At 52.7% G+C, this 18,150-nt stretch carries 14 protein-coding genes; 9 read left to right on the forward strand and 5 right to left on the reverse strand.

Going from position 1 to position 18,150, the window contains the following annotated elements; translation table 11 throughout:
• Positions 1–8: 8 nt before the first annotated feature.
• The 3 genes from hslU (at position 9) to rraA (ending at position 3,009) form a co-directional block, all read left to right on the forward strand.
• On the forward strand, positions 9–1,340 hold the full coding sequence (hslU, locus tag J5069_RS17705; protein WP_264645114.1) for an HslU--HslV peptidase ATPase subunit: 1,332 nt from the start codon (positions 9–11) through the stop codon (positions 1,338–1,340).
• A gap of 158 nt (positions 1,341–1,498) precedes the next feature.
• A complete protein-coding gene (locus J5069_RS17710) occupies positions 1,499–2,416 on the forward strand; it encodes a 1,4-dihydroxy-2-naphthoate polyprenyltransferase (protein ID WP_264645115.1) in 918 nt (305 codons plus the stop codon).
• A 107-nt stretch (positions 2,417–2,523) separates the two neighbouring features.
• The gene (rraA, locus tag J5069_RS17715) at positions 2,524–3,009 is read left to right on the forward strand and encodes a ribonuclease E activity regulator RraA (RefSeq protein ID WP_264645116.1); all 486 of its coding nucleotides are present in this window, start codon (positions 2,524–2,526) and stop codon (positions 3,007–3,009) included.
• A 172-nt stretch (positions 3,010–3,181) separates the two neighbouring features.
• On the opposite strand, the gene zapB is transcribed toward rraA, so the two are convergent.
• Positions 3,182–3,421, reverse strand: coding sequence for a septal ring assembly protein ZapB (zapB, locus tag J5069_RS17720; protein ID WP_264645117.1), 240 nt, complete (start codon positions 3,419–3,421; stop codon positions 3,182–3,184).
• 529 nt (positions 3,422–3,950) lie between these two features.
• Between zapB and J5069_RS17725 the strand changes: the two genes are divergently transcribed.
• Together J5069_RS17725 and glpK are read left to right on the forward strand one after the other, a co-directional pair.
• Complete coding sequence (locus J5069_RS17725) at positions 3,951–4,790, forward strand: MIP/aquaporin family protein (RefSeq protein ID WP_264645118.1); 840 nt, start codon at positions 3,951–3,953, stop codon at positions 4,788–4,790.
• Between the two features lie 52 nt (positions 4,791–4,842).
• Positions 4,843–6,351: a glycerol kinase GlpK gene (gene glpK / locus J5069_RS17730; protein WP_264645119.1), complete on the forward strand. Its 1,509-nt coding sequence runs from the start codon at positions 4,843–4,845 to the stop codon at positions 6,349–6,351.
• Positions 6,352–6,401: 50 nt separating this feature from the next.
• On the opposite strand, the gene J5069_RS17735 is transcribed toward glpK, so the two are convergent.
• The gene (locus J5069_RS17735; RefSeq protein ID WP_264645120.1) at positions 6,402–6,929 is read right to left on the reverse strand and encodes a gluconokinase; all 528 of its coding nucleotides are present in this window, start codon (positions 6,927–6,929) and stop codon (positions 6,402–6,404) included.
• A 12-nt stretch (positions 6,930–6,941) separates the two neighbouring features.
• Complete coding sequence (gene idnO / locus J5069_RS17740) at positions 6,942–7,706, reverse strand: gluconate 5-dehydrogenase (RefSeq protein ID WP_264645121.1); 765 nt, start codon at positions 7,704–7,706, stop codon at positions 6,942–6,944.
• Between the two features lie 429 nt (positions 7,707–8,135).
• Between idnO and J5069_RS17745 the strand changes: the two genes are divergently transcribed.
• Positions 8,136–9,125, forward strand: a complete 990-nt coding sequence (locus tag J5069_RS17745) for a substrate-binding domain-containing protein (RefSeq protein ID WP_264645122.1) — start codon at positions 8,136–8,138, stop codon at positions 9,123–9,125.
• Here the strand turns inward: J5069_RS17745 and J5069_RS17750 are convergent.
• Positions 9,095–9,220: a hypothetical protein gene (locus J5069_RS17750; protein WP_264645123.1), complete on the reverse strand. Its 126-nt coding sequence runs from the start codon at positions 9,218–9,220 to the stop codon at positions 9,095–9,097. The two genes, J5069_RS17745 and J5069_RS17750, sit on opposite strands and share 31 nt — an antisense overlap.
• 325 nt (positions 9,221–9,545) lie before the next feature.
• Between J5069_RS17750 and J5069_RS17755 the strand changes: the two genes are divergently transcribed.
• The 3 genes from J5069_RS17755 (at position 9,546) to fpr (ending at position 13,056) form a co-directional block, all read left to right on the forward strand.
• The gene (locus J5069_RS17755) at positions 9,546–10,829 is read left to right on the forward strand and encodes an MFS transporter (RefSeq protein WP_264645124.1); all 1,284 of its coding nucleotides are present in this window, start codon (positions 9,546–9,548) and stop codon (positions 10,827–10,829) included.
• A gap of 130 nt (positions 10,830–10,959) precedes the next feature.
• Complete coding sequence (gene glpX / locus J5069_RS17760) at positions 10,960–11,970, forward strand: class II fructose-bisphosphatase (protein WP_264626479.1); 1,011 nt, start codon at positions 10,960–10,962, stop codon at positions 11,968–11,970.
• Between the two features lie 339 nt (positions 11,971–12,309).
• Positions 12,310–13,056: a ferredoxin--NADP(+) reductase gene (gene fpr / locus J5069_RS17765; RefSeq protein WP_264645125.1), complete on the forward strand. Its 747-nt coding sequence runs from the start codon at positions 12,310–12,312 to the stop codon at positions 13,054–13,056.
• Between the two features lie 138 nt (positions 13,057–13,194).
• On the opposite strand, the gene J5069_RS17770 is transcribed toward fpr, so the two are convergent.
• Entirely contained in the window at positions 13,195–18,081 is a 4,887-nt protein-coding gene (locus J5069_RS17770) for an RHS repeat-associated core domain-containing protein (RefSeq protein WP_264645126.1), read from the reverse strand.
• Positions 18,082–18,150 lie beyond the last annotated feature (69 nt).

An 18,150-nucleotide genomic window follows, 5' to 3' on the forward strand; every position in this document is an offset into this window, starting at 1 on the left:
ATAACATTATGTCTGAAATGACCCCGCGCGAAATCGTTAGCGAACTCGACAGCTACATCATCGGTCAGCACAAGGCCAAACGTGCGGTGGCAATCGCATTGCGTAACCGCTGGCGCCGTATGCAGCTTTCCGACGCGTTACGCCATGAAGTGACACCCAAGAATATCCTGATGATCGGGCCGACCGGCGTCGGTAAAACCGAGATTGCCCGTCGTCTGGCCAAACTGGCTAACGCCCCGTTTATCAAAGTGGAAGCGACTAAATTCACCGAAGTCGGCTATGTCGGTAAAGAAGTAGACTCCATCATCCGCGATCTGACGGATGCAGCTATCAAGATGATGCGCCAGCAATCGCTGGAAAAAAACCGCTTCCGCGCTGAAGAGATGGCCGAAGATCGTATTCTGGATGCCTTGATTCCCCCGGCAAAAAATAACTGGGGCCAGCCGGAAGAGCCGCAAGAACCTTCCGCTGCGCGTCAGGCTTTCCGCAAAAAACTGCGTGAAGGACAGCTAGACGATAAAGAAATTGAAATCAATCTGGCAGCCACCCCGATGGGCGTTGAAATCATGGCCCCTCCCGGCATGGAAGAGATGACCAATCAGTTGCAGTCCATGTTCCAGAATCTGGCGGGTCAGAAGCAGAAAGCGCACAAGATGAAAATCAAAGACGCCTTCAAGCTGCTGATTGAAGAAGAAGCCGCCAAGCTGGTGAACCCGGAAGAGCTGAAACAGCAGGCTATCGAGTCCGTAGAGCAACACGGTATCGTGTTTATCGATGAGATCGATAAAATCTGTAAACGCGGGGAAACCTCCGGCCCGGACGTCTCGCGTGAAGGGGTACAGCGCGATCTGCTGCCGCTGGTGGAAGGCTGTACGGTCTCCACCAAACACGGCATGGTGAAAACCGATCACATCCTGTTTATCGCCTCAGGCGCGTTCCAGGTCTCCAGCCCGTCGGATCTGATTCCCGAGCTGCAAGGGCGTTTACCTATCCGCGTTGAGCTGCAAGCGCTGACCACGGAAGACTTCGAACGCATCCTGACGGAGCCCAGCGCATCACTGACGGAACAGTACAAAGCGTTGCTGGCGACGGAAGGCGTGGATATCATCTTCACCACGGATGGCATTCGTCGCATTGCCGAAGCGGCCTGGCAGGTCAACGAGCGTACCGAGAACATCGGCGCACGTCGTCTGCATACCGTTTTGGAACGTTTGATCGAAGAGATCTCTTACGATGCCAGCGAAATGGGCGGCCAAACTGTTACCGTGGACGCAGAATACGTGCGTAGTCATCTTGACGAGCTCGTAGCAGATGAAGATCTGAGTCGTTTTATCTTATAATCCCTGTAACTCGGATTGTCCTGTTGCGCAAACGTTCTGTTTGGCAAATGATGGGAGGCTGACGCCTCCCATTTGCGTTTCTGGCCAGCGCTCATGGACTGGACTTTTCATCAACACATGCATGCGACAGACATTGCATTGAAAAAACGATACGTATCATGACCTTATCAACCAAAAGCAGCAAAACCAAAGCCTGGCTGGACAGCTTGCGTCCGAAAACGCTTCCCTTGGCGTTTGCGTCCATTGTCACAGGCTCCGCCATCGCCAGTTGGCACAACAATTTTAAACCGGGTATCGCTCTGCTGGCGCTAGTGACTGCCGGATTGCTGCAAATCCTCTCCAATCTGGCGAACGATTACGGTGATGCGGTAAAAGGCAGCGATACCGAAACCCGTATTGGGCCGTTGCGCGGCATCCAAACCGGCGTGATCTCGCTGTCGCAGTTGCGCATGGCGCTGATCGTCACCGTGGTGCTGACCATCGTGTCCGGGCTTTCGCTGGTCATCATGGCGTGCGAGAAGCCGTCGGATATCGTCGGTTTTCTGATCCTCGGGGTGCTGGCGATGATCGCCGCCATTACCTATACCGTGGGTAACAAACCCTACGGTTATATGGGGTTGGGGGACATATCCGTCATGATTTTCTTTGGCTGGCTCAGCGTCGCAGGCTCCTATTACCTGCAAACCGGCCATTTTGACAGCATTGTTATGCTGCCCGCCACCGCCTGTGGCCTGCTCGCCACCGCGGTGCTCAACATCAACAATTTGCGCGATATCGACAACGATCGGCTCAGCGGTAAAAACACGCTGGCCGTTCGCCTCGGCGCGCAGCGTGCCCGTTGCTACCATTCCCTGCTGTTGCTGACCGCGCCGCTGTGCCTGGCCCTGTTCGCGATGTTTTATCTGCACACGCTGGCTGGCTGGCTGTTTATCCTGACCCTGCCGCTGCTGCTCAAGCAGGCTGCCTATGTACGCCGCGAAATCAGTCCGTTCAGTATGCGTCCCATGCTGGAAAAAACCGTCAAGGGCGCGCTGCTGACCAATTTGCTGTTTGCTGTGGGTGTGATGCTCAGCTAAGCGGCGAGTATTTACTGATACGCATCAAGTTAACATTTGATGATTTTGCCAACACTTGCCTTTAAGGGATATACTCAGGATCCCGGCGGCAAACTGACGTAAATCCGATGAAATACGATACTTCCGAGCTGTGCGATATCTATCACGAAGAGGTGAACGTTGTTGAACCTCTGTTTTCCAACTTTGGAGGACGCACTTCCTTTGGTGGCAAAATCACCACGGTGAAATGCTTTGAGGATAACGGCATCCTCTACGATGTGCTGGAAGAGAGCGGCGTAGGCCGTGTACTTCTGGTGGATGGTGGCGGTTCTGTGCGTCGTGCGTTAATTGATGCCGAACTGGCCCGTCTGGCGACACAGAGCGCCTGGGAAGGCATCGTCGTCTACGGAGCGGTGCGCCAGGTGGACGACCTGGAAGAGTTGGATATCGGCATTCAGGCCATGGCTGCCATTCCAGTGGGTGCCGCCAGCGAAGGGGTTGGCGAAAGCGATATTCGCGTCAATTTCGGCGGTGTGACCTTCTTCTCCGGCGATCATCTGTATGCCGACAACACCGGCATTATCCTGTCGGAAGATCCGCTGGATATCGAATAGTTCGGCAATAACGTATTGATAAAAAAGGGCGCAATGCGCCCTTGAGATTGCAGACAAACGTGCTTATGCATGTCCGTGTTTCCCGGCGAATCACGACGAGGGGCACTCCGGCGGCTCACGCCGCTACGACCCCATCGCCGCACTCCGCCTAATAACAGACTGTTATACTCGCTTAGACTTCTTCCATCTTGCCCAGCAGCGCGCGCAGGCGTTCCTGCCAGACGACCTGTTCTTCTTTCAAGTGTTCGTTTTCACGCACCAGCGTTTCACGGGATGCAGCGGCCTGTTGTACTTCCTGGCTCAGCTGACCGTTCTTTTCTTTCAGCTCTTCGATTTCCATCTGCAATAATGTAATGGTATCAATCGCCTGCTGAACTTTGGCTTCCAGTTTTTCAAACACTTCAAATGACATTCTTCAACCCCTTTTAATCGCAAGGCACCAATGAGGCGTACTATCTCCCCTTCCCATGCCAATCCTGCTTAACGGACGCTCGCTATCACGCTTGCGTTAAGGATGGCACTCCACCAGCACGTCTCTTTCGTTCAGTGTATCAGTAAATTGTATGGGGCCGTCAGGGCGCTGTCTAGCAGACATCCACTCTGGTGGGAGTCTTGATCGATTTTTTAACCGCAACAATCAGCGCAAACTGAAATTCCTTGCTTGCTTGCATAATAATTCGCGCGCTACTCTTCTGCCCCACCCGCCCTCATGTTAACAACGTTAACGCCGCCATTAACATGAAACGGGCGTAAGTAACCGTACAGCAGTGCTTTGATAGGCGAATACGCTCATTTTTATGACGAACAACACACATTTTGATTTCGATATTTCTCGTTTTCGAACATTAACGATAAATTCACATCGTCCACACATTTATACAGGGTCGCTCTATGTCAGCGGCCTGAACATTACTCTGTAGCCCCGTAAACAGGAAACCATTATGAGTCAATCAAGAGTGCCAACCTTAAAAGGCCAATGTATCGCCGAGTTTCTCGGCACCGGTCTGCTAATTTTCTTTGGAGTGGGTTGCGTGGCAGCATTAAAACTTGCCGGTGCCAGCTTTGGTCAGTGGGAAATCAGCGCCGTCTGGGGTTTGGGCGTCGCCATGGCGGTCTACCTGACTGCTGCCATTTCCGGGGCCCACCTTAACCCGGCAGTCACCATCGCCCTGTGGCTGTTTGCCTGCTTCGACGCACGCAAGGTAGTTCCGTACATCATTGCGCAAGTGGCGGGAGCCTTCTGCGCCGCGGCCCTGGTTTACGGTCTTTATCACAATTTGTTCGCAGATTTTGAACAGACTCACAACATCGTGCGCGGTAGTGTGGAAAGTTTAAATCTGGCGGGCACGTTCTCGACGTATCCACACCCGCAGATTTCAGTCTTCCAGGCCTTTATCGTTGAAATGGTTATCACCGCCGTACTGATGTGTTTGATTCTGGCGCTGACCGACGATGGCAACGGCGTACCGCGCGGTCCGTTAGCACCGCTGCTGATCGGTATCCTGATCGCAGTCATCGGTGCCTCCATGGGTCCGTTGACCGGGTTTGCACTAAACCCTGCACGTGACTTCGGTCCGAAGCTGTTTGCCTATCTGGCTGGCTGGGGACAAGTGGCCTTCACCGGCGCGCGTGATATTCCGTATTTCCTCGTGCCGATTTTCGGGCCGATCGTTGGGGCATGTTTGGGTGCCTTCGGCTACCGCGCCTTGATTGGCCGTAATTTGCCTTGCGATGTCTGCGAAGTAGAAGACAAAGAAACGCAGCGTACTGAAGCACGCTAAGCGACGCCACGGCATACGCTTTTTTACCCGCTACACAACAGGATTAGAACCTATGACACCGGAAAAAAAATACATTGTCGCGCTGGATCAGGGTACTACCAGCTCCCGCGCCGTCATACTCGATCATGATGCCAACATCATCGCCATCTCCCAGCGCGAATTCACCCAGATTTACCCCAAAGCGGGCTGGGTTGAACATGACCCGATGGAAATCTGGGCAACGCAAAGCGCCACGCTGGTTGAAGTGCTGGCTAAAGCAGATATCAGCTCTGATGAAGTAGCCGGTATCGGTATCACCAACCAACGTGAAACCACGGTGGTGTGGGAAAAAGAGACAGGCAAACCGGTTTACAACGCTATCGTATGGCAGTGCCGTCGCACCGCTGATATTTGCGAAACGCTGAAAAAACAAGGTCTGGAAGATTACATCCGCACCAACACCGGCCTGGTGGTTGACCCTTACTTCTCCGGCACCAAGGTGAAGTGGATTCTGGACAACGTGGAAGGTGCGCGCGAGCGCGCCAAACGTGGCGAACTGCTGTTCGGTACCATCGATACCTGGCTGATTTGGAAAATGACCCAGGGTCGCGTACACGTGACCGATTACACCAACGCCTCACGTACCATGCTGTTCAACATCAAGACCTTGGATTGGGACGATCGCATGCTGGAAGCGCTGGATATTCCACGCAATATGCTGCCGCAAGTGCGTCCTTCTTCCGAAGTTTATGGCCAAACCAACATTGGCGGCAAAGGCGGCACGCGTATTCCGATCGCCGGTATCGCCGGTGACCAGCAAGCAGCCCTTTACGGCCAGCTTTGCGTTCAGCCGGGCATGGCGAAAAACACCTACGGTACAGGCTGCTTCCTGCTGATGAACACCGGCAAAGAGCCGGTGCAATCCCAGCATGGCTTGCTGACCACCATCGCCTGTGGCCCGCGTGGCGAAGTGAACTACGCGCTGGAAGGCTCCGTGTTCGTGGGCGGTGCCTCTATTCAATGGCTGCGTGATGAACTGAAACTGATCGGTGAATCCATGGACTCCGAATATTTCGCCACCAAGGTGAAAGATTCCAACGGCGTCTACGTTGTCCCTGCCTTTACCGGACTGGGCGCACCCTATTGGGACCCGTATGCCCGTGGTGCCATCTTTGGCCTGACGCGCGGCGTGAACTCCAACCACATCATCCGCGCTACGCTGGAATCCATTGCTTATCAAACACGTGACGTGTTGGATGCCATGCAGGCAGATTCAGGCACACGTCTGCAATCACTGCGCGTTGACGGCGGTGCGGTTGCCAACAACTTCCTGATGCAGTTCCAGTCCGATATCCTCGGCACCCGCGTAGAACGCCCTGAAGTGCGCGAATCCACCGCACTGGGTGCAGCGTTCCTGGCAGGCCTGGCTACCGGCTTCTGGAACGATTTGGATGAAGTGAAGAGCAAGGCAACGATTGAACGTGAGTTCCGTCCCAGCATTGAAACCGTAGAGCGTAACTACCGTTACAGCGGCTGGAAGAAAGCCGTGGCACGTGCTCAAGCGTGGGAAGATCACGAATAATTCCCGCAGGGAAAACAAAAAGGGCGCAGCAATAGCTGCGCCCTTTTTTATTAACCGGCAACGGGTAATCGCTCAGGCGTCAGCGCATTGATGCAACGCTGTACCACACCGTCGACGGGTGAGGCGATATCTACCGCCACCACATCCGGTTCGTCCGCCTGTGGCGTTTCCAGCGCCATAAACTGACTTTTGAGCAAACTTTCCGGCATGAAATGGCCTTTGCGCTGCTGCATACGAGCCAATACCAGCGCGTAATCCCCCGTCAGCCAGAGAAAGGTGATGCCGTGATTATCCTTCCTCAGCCGATCGCGATAGCGTTTTTTCAGCGAGGAACAGACCAGAATGCCTGTCTCATTCTTTTGTTGCAGGCTGAAGATCACATCGTTCAACCGCTCAAGCCAGGGCTCACGATCATCATCATTCAGCGCCTGCCCCTGTGACATCTTGAGAATATTGTGACGCGGATGCAGATCGTCACCATCAATAAACTTGGCCCCTAACCGCTGCGCCAACCGCGCACCCACACTCGATTTTCCCGTGCTGGATACGCCCATGATCACCGCGCATTGTCCTGCCATAACGGCTCCTTGTTAAACGGCAACCAGCATGCCGCCATCAACAAACAACAAATGTCCGTTAACAAAATCAGAGGCGCGTGAGGAGAGATAAACCGCCGCGCCGATCAGCTCTTCCGGGTTGCCCCAGCGCGCAGCAGGCGTGCGTTTACACAGCCATTGGGTAAAGGCTTCATCGTCGACCAGCGCTTTGGTCATGTCGGTTTTGAAATACCCTGGAGCAATGCCGTTGACCTGAATGTTATAGCGCGCAAGCTCAACGCACATGCCACGCGTCAGCATTTTTACCGCCCCTTTTGAGGCAGCATAGGGGGTAATGGTGTCCCGCCCAAGCTCACTCTGCATTGAGCAGATATTAATGATTTTGCCACGCTGCCGTTTCACCATAAAACGGGATACCGCCTGAGAAACCAGAAACACGGATTTCTGATTAACATCGATCACCGCATCCCATTCTTTTTCAGGAAACTCAGTGAAAGGATGGCGGCGTTGAATACCGGCGTTATTAATCAGCACGTCGATTGCGCCAATATTTTCTTCAATCTCGGCAATGGCGTTATTCACCGCCTGACCATTGGTCACATCAAAAGCGCAGGCATAAGCGACAAACCCGGCATCACGTAATTGGCTGGCAGCATGTTGAGCGCGATCGTCGGTAATATCATTGATAATAATATCGGCACCTTGCTCGGCTAAACCTTGCGCCAACAGAAAACCAATACCTTGCGCGGAACCGGTAATAAGGACTTTTTTATTCGTTAACGAAAAAAGATCTTTCATTATGCTTTCCCGATAAATAATAGAACGGCATGTCCTATTGATAACGATAAGAAACTCAAAGCCCGCTGAGAAGAAGGCTCAATAAGTGATCGTGTGGAACGCCGCTGTCGTGATAATAACAGCGGCGTAAATAACATCGCCAATGCCAGACGCCCTATTATCAAACCGGTTTATTACCCGCAAAACTGTGAAGGAGATCACTCAATATCATGTTACGAAAAGAGGTTACTTTTTACGTGATCCGTTGCGCGTATTTCCGCTGGAATAGAGGCTACCGTTTATGCCCCTTTCTCTAACACACGAAAAACTCTTATTATTTTCGCGCTTATTGCCATGTTACAAGAGGTATTCCGGTAACACGCTTTCCTTTTCCCGAAGCGGCAGTGCATAATCCTCGTTTTGAATCAGGCGACACTCGGGCTTTCCTGCATGAAGAACCAGCGCGTTACGTTACAGGACATTGCACAATTATCAGGCGTCACCAAGATGACCGTCAGTCGTTATCTGCGCACGCCGGATAAAGTGTCGCCTGAAACCGCGCAGCGCATCGCCCAGGTGATGGCGGAAGTGAATTACACTGCCGATGAACGTAAAGAGGCGGCACAAGCGCCCGCACCGCGCATCGGCATTCTGGTACCTTCGTTTAATAACCAGATTTTCTCCGATCTGCTGGCCGGGATTGAATCGGTTACCGCACTGAACGGCTACCAAACGCTGGTGGTCAATTACAACTACGATAAAACCCGGGAAGAAGAGCAGATCGTTAACCTGCTGTCTTGTAACATCGCCGGCTTGATTCTTACCGACTCCGAACACACGCTGCGCGCCAACAAATACCTCGACTCGGCCAATATTCCCGTCGCGCAGGTGATGGATCTGGAGCCGTTACCGGGCCGCATTGTGGTTGGGTTCAACAATACGCAGGCCGCCTATGACATGACGGTGGCGATTCTGGCCAGCGGCAAACGCCACGTGCTCTATTTTGGATCCATGTCCGATGTGCGCGACCGCAAGCGCTATCAGGGCTATAGCCGCGCCATGCAGGAAGCGGGATTAGAACCGATGCAAATATCGCCCAACAAGGTCTCTTCTGTCTCGATTGGTGCTGATATGCTGGCACTGATACGCCAGATGTACCCACTGGTGGATGCGATTTTCTGCACCAATGACGATATCGCTGTCGGGGTGCTGCAAGAGTGCCTGCGCCTGTCGCTTAACATTCCGGGTCACATCGCGATTTCCGGTTTCCACGGTTTAGATATTGGGCAAGCCACCACACCTGCCATTGCCAGCGTTGTCACACCCCGTTTTGAAATGGGTAAAGTGGCAACAGAAATATTGATCAAAAAAATCAATAAACTGCCAACGATTGAATACGTTGATTTGCATTATCGCCTGTCGCTGGGCGGTACGCTGTAATCGCCTGCCAAACGCGCCATTGCCACCCAAATGCGGCGTGACTCGCCGCCAAATGTCAGGCCGATCACGTTGCCGGTAACATCTTTTTTTAACATGATTTACAGTGATATCTGTCACAAAAATAAAATCGGAAAAAGGTTCTCATATTTATAACGTCAACAATGCCTGATGACAGAGAAGTACAAAATAAGTATCGGCAACAGTTATATTGCCATTGATTAATTAATATTCATTCGGAGCACCTATTTCTAAAATAGATCTCAATGCAAGATGATGCGGGTTAATAATACGCATCACATAAATCCTTTTACATAACATTATGTGCCTTATCATTTGATTTGGCATCCAGGAATGTTTTTCAACATTATCCTGCTGCACGCTAAGATGCAGATGATAACAATGCAAAATAAACAGGTAACCATGATGACGACTAAAAAATTAGCTGTTCAGCGTTGGTGGTATTTAATGCCCATCATTTTTATTACCTACAGCCTCGCCTATCTCGATCGTGCCAACTATGGTTTCGCGGCCGCATCAGGTATTGAGGTGGATTTGGGCATCAGCAAGGGAACATCTTCACTGATTGGCGCGTTGTTCTTTCTCGGCTATTTCTTCTTTCAAGTACCGGGTTCCATTTACGCCGTCAAACGCAGCGTGCGCAAACTGATTTTTGTCAGCCTGATCTTGTGGGGGTTGTGTGCTGCCGCCACCGGGTTGGTCAATAATATTCCGATGCTGATGGTGATCCGTTTCATCCTCGGCGTGGTAGAAGCGGCGGTGATGCCCTCCATGCTGATTTACATCAGCACCTGGTTTACCAAAGAGGAACGCTCGCGCGCCAACACCTTCCTGGTATTGGGCAATCCGGTCACCGTGCTGTGGATGTCCATCGTCTCCGGCTACCTGATCAATGCGTTCGGCTGGCGCGAAATGTTCATTATCGAAGGTGCGCCGGCGATTATCTGGGCGTTTATCTGGTGGTTCCTGGTACGCGATAAGCCGTCTGAAGTCACCTGGATGAGTGCTCAGGAAAAGGCGGATTTCCAGGCGGTGATGGATGCCGAACAAAAGAACATCAAGCCGGTACGCAACTACGGTGAAGCCTTGCGTTCACGCAACGTGATTATTCTGTGTGCCGTGCATGCCTTCTGGAGCATCGGGGTTTACGGCTTTATGATGTGGATGCCGTCGATCCTCAAATCTGCCGCCTCTCTGGATATCGTTTCCGTCGGCTGGCTCTCGGCACTGCCTTACTTTGCTGCCATCGTGCTGATGCTGACGGTCTCCTGGCTATCGGACAAAATGCAGAACCGCAAGCTCTTTATCTGGCCTCTGCTGTTGATCGCATCGTTAGCCTTCTTCACCTCTTACGCCATTGGTACCCAGCACTTCTGGGTGTCTTATGCGCTGTTGGTGGTTGCAGCTGCCTGCATGTATGCACCCTATGGCCCGTTCTTCGCCCTGATTCCTGAGCTGTTGCCTAAAAACGTTTCTGGGGTATCGATTGGTTTGATCAACAGCTTTGGCGCACTGGGCGCATTCCTCGGCGCCTGGCTGGTTGGCTACCTCAACGGCATTACCGGCAACCCGAGCATGTCCTATAGCTTTATGGCCGTTGCATTGCTGCTCTCGGTGGTATTGACCATTACGGTTAAAGCGCCGGGCAGTGAGAAAAAAGCACAACTCGCCACTTCACACCGTTAATACTCATGACGCCGCTCAGCAGAGCGGCGTATTCTCCACTCCCTTGATATCATCCTGCTCCCGCCCGCAGCGAGTGTGGTAAAATCGCGCGCAATTCCCCCTATTCCTATTACTCAACAGACAGGTATCCATGAAACGTGAATTGGCGATTGAGTTTTCCCGCGTGACAGAAGCTGCCGCGCTGGCAGGCTACAAATGGCTTGGCCGTGGCGATAAAAATGCCGCCGATGGCGCGGCGGTGCAGGCCATGCGCATCATGCTCAATCAGGTTGATATCAACGGGCAGATTGTCATCGGTGAAGGCGAAATCGACGAAGCCCCCATGCTTTACATCGGTGAGCAGGTCGGCACCGGCGTGGGTGATGCGGTGGATATCGCCGTCGACCCGATTGAAGGCACGCGAATGACGGCGATGGGGCAAGCCAATGCGCTCGCCGTATTGGCGGTCGGCGAAAAAGATACCTTTCTGCACGCGCCCGACATGTACATGGAAAAGCTGATCGTCGGTCCACAGGCCAAAGGCGCTATCAACCTGGCACTGCCGTTAGCGGATAACCTGCGCAACATCGCCATCAAAATTGGTAAACCATTACAGCAGCTTACGGTAATCACACTGGCGAAACCGCGCCATGACGGGGTGATTGCCGAAATGCAGCAACTGGGCGTGAAAGTCTTTGCCATTCCTGACGGTGATGTTGCCGCCTCAATTCTGACCTGTATGCCTGACAGCGAAGTCGATGTGCTGTATGGCATCGGTGGCGCACCGGAAGGGGTGATTTCCGCCGCAGTGATCCGTGCGCTGGATGGCGATATGCAAGGCCGCCTGCTTGCACGTCATCAGGTTAAAGGGGACAGCGAGGAAAACCGTCGTTTGGGTGAGCGTGAGCTGGAACGTTGTGCAGAAATGGGGATTGAAGCCGGACGCGTACTGACGCTGAGCGATATGGCGCGTAATGACAACGTGATCTTCTCGGCTACTGGCATCACCAAAGGCGATCTGTTGGAAGGGATTGCCCGCCGGGGTAACATCGCCACCACCGAAACCCTGCTGATTCGCGGCAAATCACGCACTATCCGGCGTATTCGCTCTACACACTATCTCGATCGCAAAGATCCGGCGTTGCATGACTTCCTGCTGTAATCGCATGAATTCACAACGTCTATACCCTAAATAATTCGAGTTGCAGGAAGGCGGCAAGTGAGTGACAAATCTGTCTGGAACAGATTTGAACAGCGCTTGCGCTGGCCCGCAGGGTGAATCTCAGGGATGAGATTCATTAATCCCGATGAGCTTACACAAGTAAGTGATTCGGGTGAACGAGAGCAGCCAACACGCCTGCAACTTGAAGTATGACGGGTATATTGCATTGATTGTTTCACTGCTGTTAAAAAATCGCGTATCGTAAAGGCCCTCTCCCATGACGCACCGTTTTGTCAGGGGATGGCCTGAGTGGCCGAAAAACATCAGGAGCACAACACTATGGCAGAGTGGGTAACCGGTAACGTTATTCAAGTAACAAATTGGACGGACAGCCTTTTCAGCATTCAGGTTCAGGCACCGATTGCCGCGTTCACTGCGGGCCAGTACGCCAAACTGGGATTGGAAATTGGCGGCGAGCGCATTCAGCGCGCCTATTCCTACGTGAATGCCCCCAGTAATCCCACTCTTGAGTTTTATCTGGTCACGGTGCCGGACGGCAAGCTCAGCCCGCATTTGCACGCTCTGCAACCCGGAATGCCATTGGAAATCACCAAAGACGCGGCAGGTTTCTTTGTGCTGGAAGAAGTCCCTGACTGCGACACGCTGTGGATGCTCGCAACCGGCACTGCCATCGGCCCTTATCTGTCGATTTTAGAGGAAGGGAAGGACCTGGAGCGTTTCCAGCACATCGTGTTAGTGCATGCGGCACGCTTTGCCTCTGACCTTAGCTACTTGCCCAAAATGCAGCAGCTACAGCAGCGCTACGGCGACAAACTGCGGATACAAACGGTCATCAGCCGGGAAACGCAGGCTGGTTCTCTGACAGGACGCGTTCCGGCGCTTATCAGCAGCGGTGCGCTGGAGAATGCGGTCGGGTTGCCCCTCAATGCGCAAACCAGCCATGTGATGCTGTGCGGTAACCCGCAAATGGTGCGCGATACCCAGCAATGCCTGAAAGAACAACGGGAAATGACCAAGCATCTGCGCCGTCGTCCGGGGCATATTACCAGTGAGCATTATTGGTGAGAAAGTAGACGTTATTTTTTCCATATATAATATGCATTATATATATTATTGCGAACGTCACCTAAAGCTCTCGAGAAAATTTTTCTTGAGAGTCAAACCTCTCACTTTAAAGATATAACACACCATAAAACTCATCAGTTAATAGCCGAAGTAGATTGGTTTATAATTAACACCCTTACCTAATTTGAGCACTCTAAATGGCTTCTTCTCCGGAGATAGAACCTCTTCAATAAATGCATCAGGTCGATTTCCGTATCTATTTTTAAATATAGAATAATAATAATCTGGCTCGATACTTAAATCAACATTCACAACGCCTTTATATCCTTTAACGGGTTTTTGCGTTAAGATATTTAATTGAGAAGCAAATGATAATGAATCGCCATCACCTGAATGACACGCAACAACCCTCAAATATTTATACTGTGAGAAATCAATACCACTTTTGACTGTTTGCTCTACAAAATCTGTCGAATTTAGTAATTTACCATTATTTATCAAATACGAACCCATAGGTGTTTTTTGTCCTGGCCTCATTGTGTTGACATGCTGCCCATGAGAAAAAATATTTAATCTTTGCTCATTTTTATATACATCGGTAAACATACCTACATGAGCATCAACTAATCGGAAATCAGTCACTTTACCACCCAATTGAACGGTAGTGTTTGATTTCCCTGAAGCTATTTTACTTAATGAATTGTACGCACCTCTACCCAATACTCCCAGTGAACCAAGACCCAACCCCAACGACACCCATCCCAACACGCTCGAAGCCTCTGGGTTCACCGCCTCAGTCGCACCGCTGGCAATAGCAGTAACATCTGCCGCCACGGCCAGCCCACCCACAATCAATGAGGTCGCTGATGCCGCATTAATGGCCGCAACTACCCCACCCGCTGCCGCAATGGATGCCCCGGCGGTAAACGCCGCCAGTCCAATGCCGATCGCCCCGGCAATAATGCCGGTGATCGCCTGCCAACTCAGGTGACCAGACGGGTCCATGTAATTCACCGGATCGCCCGCGCAGTAAGCATAGGGGTTTATCCCACCGGCACCAAACGGACTCAGACTATCCGGGCAGTTAAAACGCATTAGCACCGGGTTGTAGGCGCGATAACCGTTACCGAGGTGGTAGGTGCCACTCACCGGATCGACCCGCTCACCGTTAAAACCGGGCAGCAGGTCAGTCACGTCTCCGCTGCCGTACGGTGACCACACATGCAGGCTGCCTGTCGCCTGCCCGCCCTCCCGCGACCACAGCAGGCTATCCTTGCTGTCGCTTCCGGTCAGCGTCAGCCGAGCGCCGTCACTGACGCCCAGACAGGTATGTGCCGCTTTGATCAGCCGCAATTCCCGGCTCTGTTGCATCAGCGTTTCATTCACCCGCTCATCCGCACGGTAATACAACTGGCGCCTGTCGCTGCTGCTCACCTGTTGGCTCACCAGTTGGTTCAGCGCGTCATAGCCGTAGCCACCGCCGCTGATACCCGTGCCACTGACCGCTATCAGACGTCCCAATGTATCGTATCCCAGCGTGCGCCCGGCATCGTCTTGCGTCATCCGGCCATTCGCATCATATTGCAACGCAATGCTCGGCGGAAAACCACTGTGGGTATGGGTTACAGAGGTCAGTTGGGTCGGGTCTTGCGGATTGGCATAATGATAGGTCGCGGTATCCGAGGTGCCGTCTGCCAATGTAGTCGTCACCGACGTCAGGTTGGTCAACGCATCATAACGGTAGGTCTGCCCTGACATGGCATGACCATAGGCATCCGGCGGCAAGCTGCTGCCCGTGGCGCTGTAGCTCACCAGACGATTGCGCGTATCGTAATCGTAGACTTCTGCCCGTATCTGACTGCCATTACGCACCGTCGTGCGCGTTGCCAGCAGGTCGTTCTCCAGCCAGGTCTGCGTCAGAGTGATCGTTGTGCCGTTATTGTCACTGAGTGTGCGCGTCACTTCCCGGCCAAAATCATCGTACCCCAGCGAGGTGGTCAGCGCCGATGATGTCGCGGTATCCGTCACCGCCTGAGACACCAGTCGCCCCAGTGCATCGTACTGCATGGTGGTTTGCAGCGCCGGGTCGATAATGGTGATGATATGCCCAAACCCGTCCATCTCATAGCGCGTCAGCTTGCCGGTGATATCGCTATAGGTGACCGGCTGCCCCGCCAGCGTGTAGGTGTGTGCCGCCGTGCGGGTGGCCCCATTTCGCGCAAAGGCTTCGTTTTTCAGGCTACCGGACGGATTCCAGGTGTTGGTGTTTTCGGTTCCCCCCTCCTTTGCCTTCAGCAAATCGGCCGTGCGGTTATCATAGCTAAAGGTCTGGCTCACTCCGCCCGCCGTAACACTGCTGATCGCATTGCCCAGTTCAGGAATGGTGGTGCTCGTGATGAGGTCGCCGGAGGGTTGGGTAACGGTAGTGGGAACCGGGGAAGCGCCCTGATAAGTAAACAGGGTCAGTCGCCCGCCGCTGAGGCGTTGGGTTACCCGGCCGAGACTGTCAAACTCCTGGCTTCCGAGCAGCCAGGTTCGCGTATTGCCTGCCGCATCCGGACCGGTCACGCTGATGGCGATCACCTGCTCTTCTGCAGACTGGGGCGCATAAGTCCGCGTCACCACGCTGCCGTCCGGCAGGGTCTGGGTCAGCACCCGATCGTAGGCGTCATAAGTGCGACCGGTTGCGTTACCCAGTTCGTCCGTCTCCAGCCGCAAACGCCCCAGCCCATCCCAGGCGTAGTGGCGACTGCCCTGCGGGCTGCCGGACACCGATGTCCTGCTCTCCGTAACGGGCAGATAGCTCTGTTTGTCAAATACAGTAGTCAGCAGGCCGGTGCGCAACGTGCTGCCAGCGCGGTTTCCGCTGCTGTATACGGCCTGGGTCACCCCCACCATATCGAGGTTTTGCAGCTCATTGGTGCCATCAGTAAAGGCCAGCGCACTTACCGCCCCCCAGCCATCGTGGGTTGCCGTAACATTGACGGAAAAACGTTCAGACGTTCCGGTCAGCCAGTCACTCCCTGTGCCACCGTCCGTTTCGCCAAAAACGTTATAATTGTGCGATGAGACAGTAAACCACTGCAGCGTCGAGTCTCTGTCCAGACGCCGCGTATCAATTTCCCGCCCCATGCCGTCAAACTGGGTTTTTACCTGATTACCCGAGGCATCGGTTTCCATCGTTTCCGGGCCATTCGCACCCAGGGTATATGACCAGGTGGTGGTATTTTCATACGGCGTGCCCGGTGCCAGCGTTCTCCGCAGCGAACGCCCCAGCCGATCGTAGGCGTATTGCACCGTCACATTCTGTGGGCTGGTATCACGTAACAGCAGGCCGGAATATACGGATTGTTCACGGCTTGATAGCAATTGCAAACCGTCATACCCGGTAAACGTGATGGTTTGGTGCATCACCCCCTGCGTAATCACGGTCGTAAAGGACTGACTGTTGGTAAATGCCGAGGAGGCCTCACCATTTTCATATTGGGTATCGGTGATCCGCGTTATCCGGCCATATTCTGCATTACCGAGAGTCTGATTGTAGGTGTATACACGGCGACTCAGGAGAACATCGTCGGCATAGTCTGACTCCTGATCCTGCACCACGTGTCCGGCCGCCCCCAGGGTTTTATAGGTGTAATGGGTGCGCCTGACGGGAGCCACATACGCGGTATTGCGTGGAATAACGGTCTGGTCCTGCATAAAGCGGACAAACCCATTGGGCTCCATGGCAAACCAGGTCATTACAGTTTCCGTTCCGTCGGGTGCCACTTCCCGCGTGGGATTACCGCTTGGATCAAACGTGGTCACCGTCGTTTGTACCCGGCGCGTACCATTGATATCCGTCCAGGTTTCCTTTTTTTCACGGGGAAGCTGGAATTGCGGCGGCTGACCATCAATAAAAACGCCTTGCTCTGCATAATAGGCAAAATCCGTGCGGTAGAGGTCGCCTTGCCGCATCGTCTCTTCACTCACCTGAAGGTGATAGTTGTTGTAGGTGCGGATGACAGTAATGCTCTCATTGCCGTAAGACACCGTTTGGGTTGAACCATAGGTATAATCCGTTAGCGTGGTATAGATATAATCACTGTTTGCCGACCAGATGCCAAAGTTGCCGTTGTAACCCAAAAAATTATGGGCCGTATAACTGTAGTACGTCAGGGTATCAGGCTGACCACTTCCCGGGCTTCGGCTATGAGAAAGTACCGCAGGTAAACGCCCCAGACCGGAATTCGCCGGGAATTGCAAACCCTGTAACAGGCTGTAATCCACTTTTTCCGTCATTCCGGTAGGATAGCGCACCCCTGTCAGCAAAAGGTTTGGCGTGCCGTCAACAGAGTCGTATTCAAAATACCAGCGCAGGCTTTCCGTACCAGAGACCTGGCGATGCAGTGTATTCAGCCAGGTATCATTAATCCGCTCAAATAAAACCTGATACTCATCGGATGAACCCGGCCAAACAACCATATTGACAGCATAGCCATACTCAACCCGTAATAATGTTCCGAACTCATCATCAATACGGGACAACCTGGCATATTGTCCACTCCAATTCCAGAATAAAGTCAGTGTGCGTCCCAAGGGCGAAATCACTCTGGTTGTCACGAACGTTTGACCATCATCAGTAATGGTTAATAACTCCTTTTTCCCCTCCTTCCACAAGACAGTATATCCATCAGCAGCATCAAATCCGTTGGTATACGAAAAGCGAAAGTTATCTAACTTCTTGTTGCGCACAATATCTGAGCCAGGCATAACCCGGTATTGTTCACCGTCACTCAGTTCCAAGAGGTTATTGCGATTATTAAACTGTGTCAGACCAATGCCAAACCCTCTGCCAAACCCAGCGTCCGTCATATTTAACGGAGAATAACGTAGCGACAAAGAGAGCTCAGGCCCCAGTTGATTATTTCCCACTACGTTGGCTAATGGGAAATTAACCATAAACTGCCCCGTACGTGGATCGACCTGAGTTTCCAGCGCACCGACAAAGTTACCAGATTGGGACGAGAATGTATTGTTCATCGTTTAAATCACTTATTGATAATAATCATTTCACATGAGATTTATATTTCAAGCGCACCTAAACATGCA

The sequence above is a fragment of the Candidatus Symbiopectobacterium sp. NZEC127 genome (assembly GCF_025962675.1).
Lineage (GTDB): Bacteria > Pseudomonadota > Gammaproteobacteria > Enterobacterales > Enterobacteriaceae > Symbiopectobacterium.

Excerpts from the sequence above, each read along its gene's own strand:
- hslU (WP_264645114.1), top strand. The coding sequence starts at position 9 with ATGTCTGAAATGACCCCGCGCGAAATCGTTAGCGAACTCGACAGCTAC.
- J5069_RS17710 (WP_264645115.1), top strand. The coding sequence starts at position 1,499 with ATGACCTTATCAACCAAAAGCAGCAAAACCAAAGCCTGGCTGGACAGC.
- rraA (WP_264645116.1), top strand. The coding sequence starts at position 2,524 with ATGAAATACGATACTTCCGAGCTGTGCGATATCTATCACGAAGAGGTG.
- zapB (WP_264645117.1), bottom strand. The coding sequence starts at position 3,421 with ATGTCATTTGAAGTGTTTGAAAAACTGGAAGCCAAAGTTCAGCAGGCG.
- J5069_RS17725 (WP_264645118.1), top strand. The coding sequence starts at position 3,951 with ATGAGTCAATCAAGAGTGCCAACCTTAAAAGGCCAATGTATCGCCGAG.
- glpK (WP_264645119.1), top strand. The coding sequence starts at position 4,843 with ATGACACCGGAAAAAAAATACATTGTCGCGCTGGATCAGGGTACTACC.
- J5069_RS17735 (WP_264645120.1), bottom strand. The coding sequence starts at position 6,929 with ATGGCAGGACAATGCGCGGTGATCATGGGCGTATCCAGCACGGGAAAA.
- idnO (WP_264645121.1), bottom strand. The coding sequence starts at position 7,706 with ATGAAAGATCTTTTTTCGTTAACGAATAAAAAAGTCCTTATTACCGGT.
- J5069_RS17745 (WP_264645122.1), top strand. The coding sequence starts at position 8,136 with ATGAAGAACCAGCGCGTTACGTTACAGGACATTGCACAATTATCAGGC.
- J5069_RS17750 (WP_264645123.1), bottom strand. The coding sequence starts at position 9,220 with ATGTTAAAAAAAGATGTTACCGGCAACGTGATCGGCCTGACATTTGGC.
- J5069_RS17755 (WP_264645124.1), top strand. The coding sequence starts at position 9,546 with ATGATGACGACTAAAAAATTAGCTGTTCAGCGTTGGTGGTATTTAATG.
- glpX (WP_264626479.1), top strand. The coding sequence starts at position 10,960 with ATGAAACGTGAATTGGCGATTGAGTTTTCCCGCGTGACAGAAGCTGCC.
- fpr (WP_264645125.1), top strand. The coding sequence starts at position 12,310 with ATGGCAGAGTGGGTAACCGGTAACGTTATTCAAGTAACAAATTGGACG.
- J5069_RS17770 (WP_264645126.1), bottom strand. The coding sequence starts at position 18,081 with ATGAACAATACATTCTCGTCCCAATCTGGTAACTTTGTCGGTGCGCTG.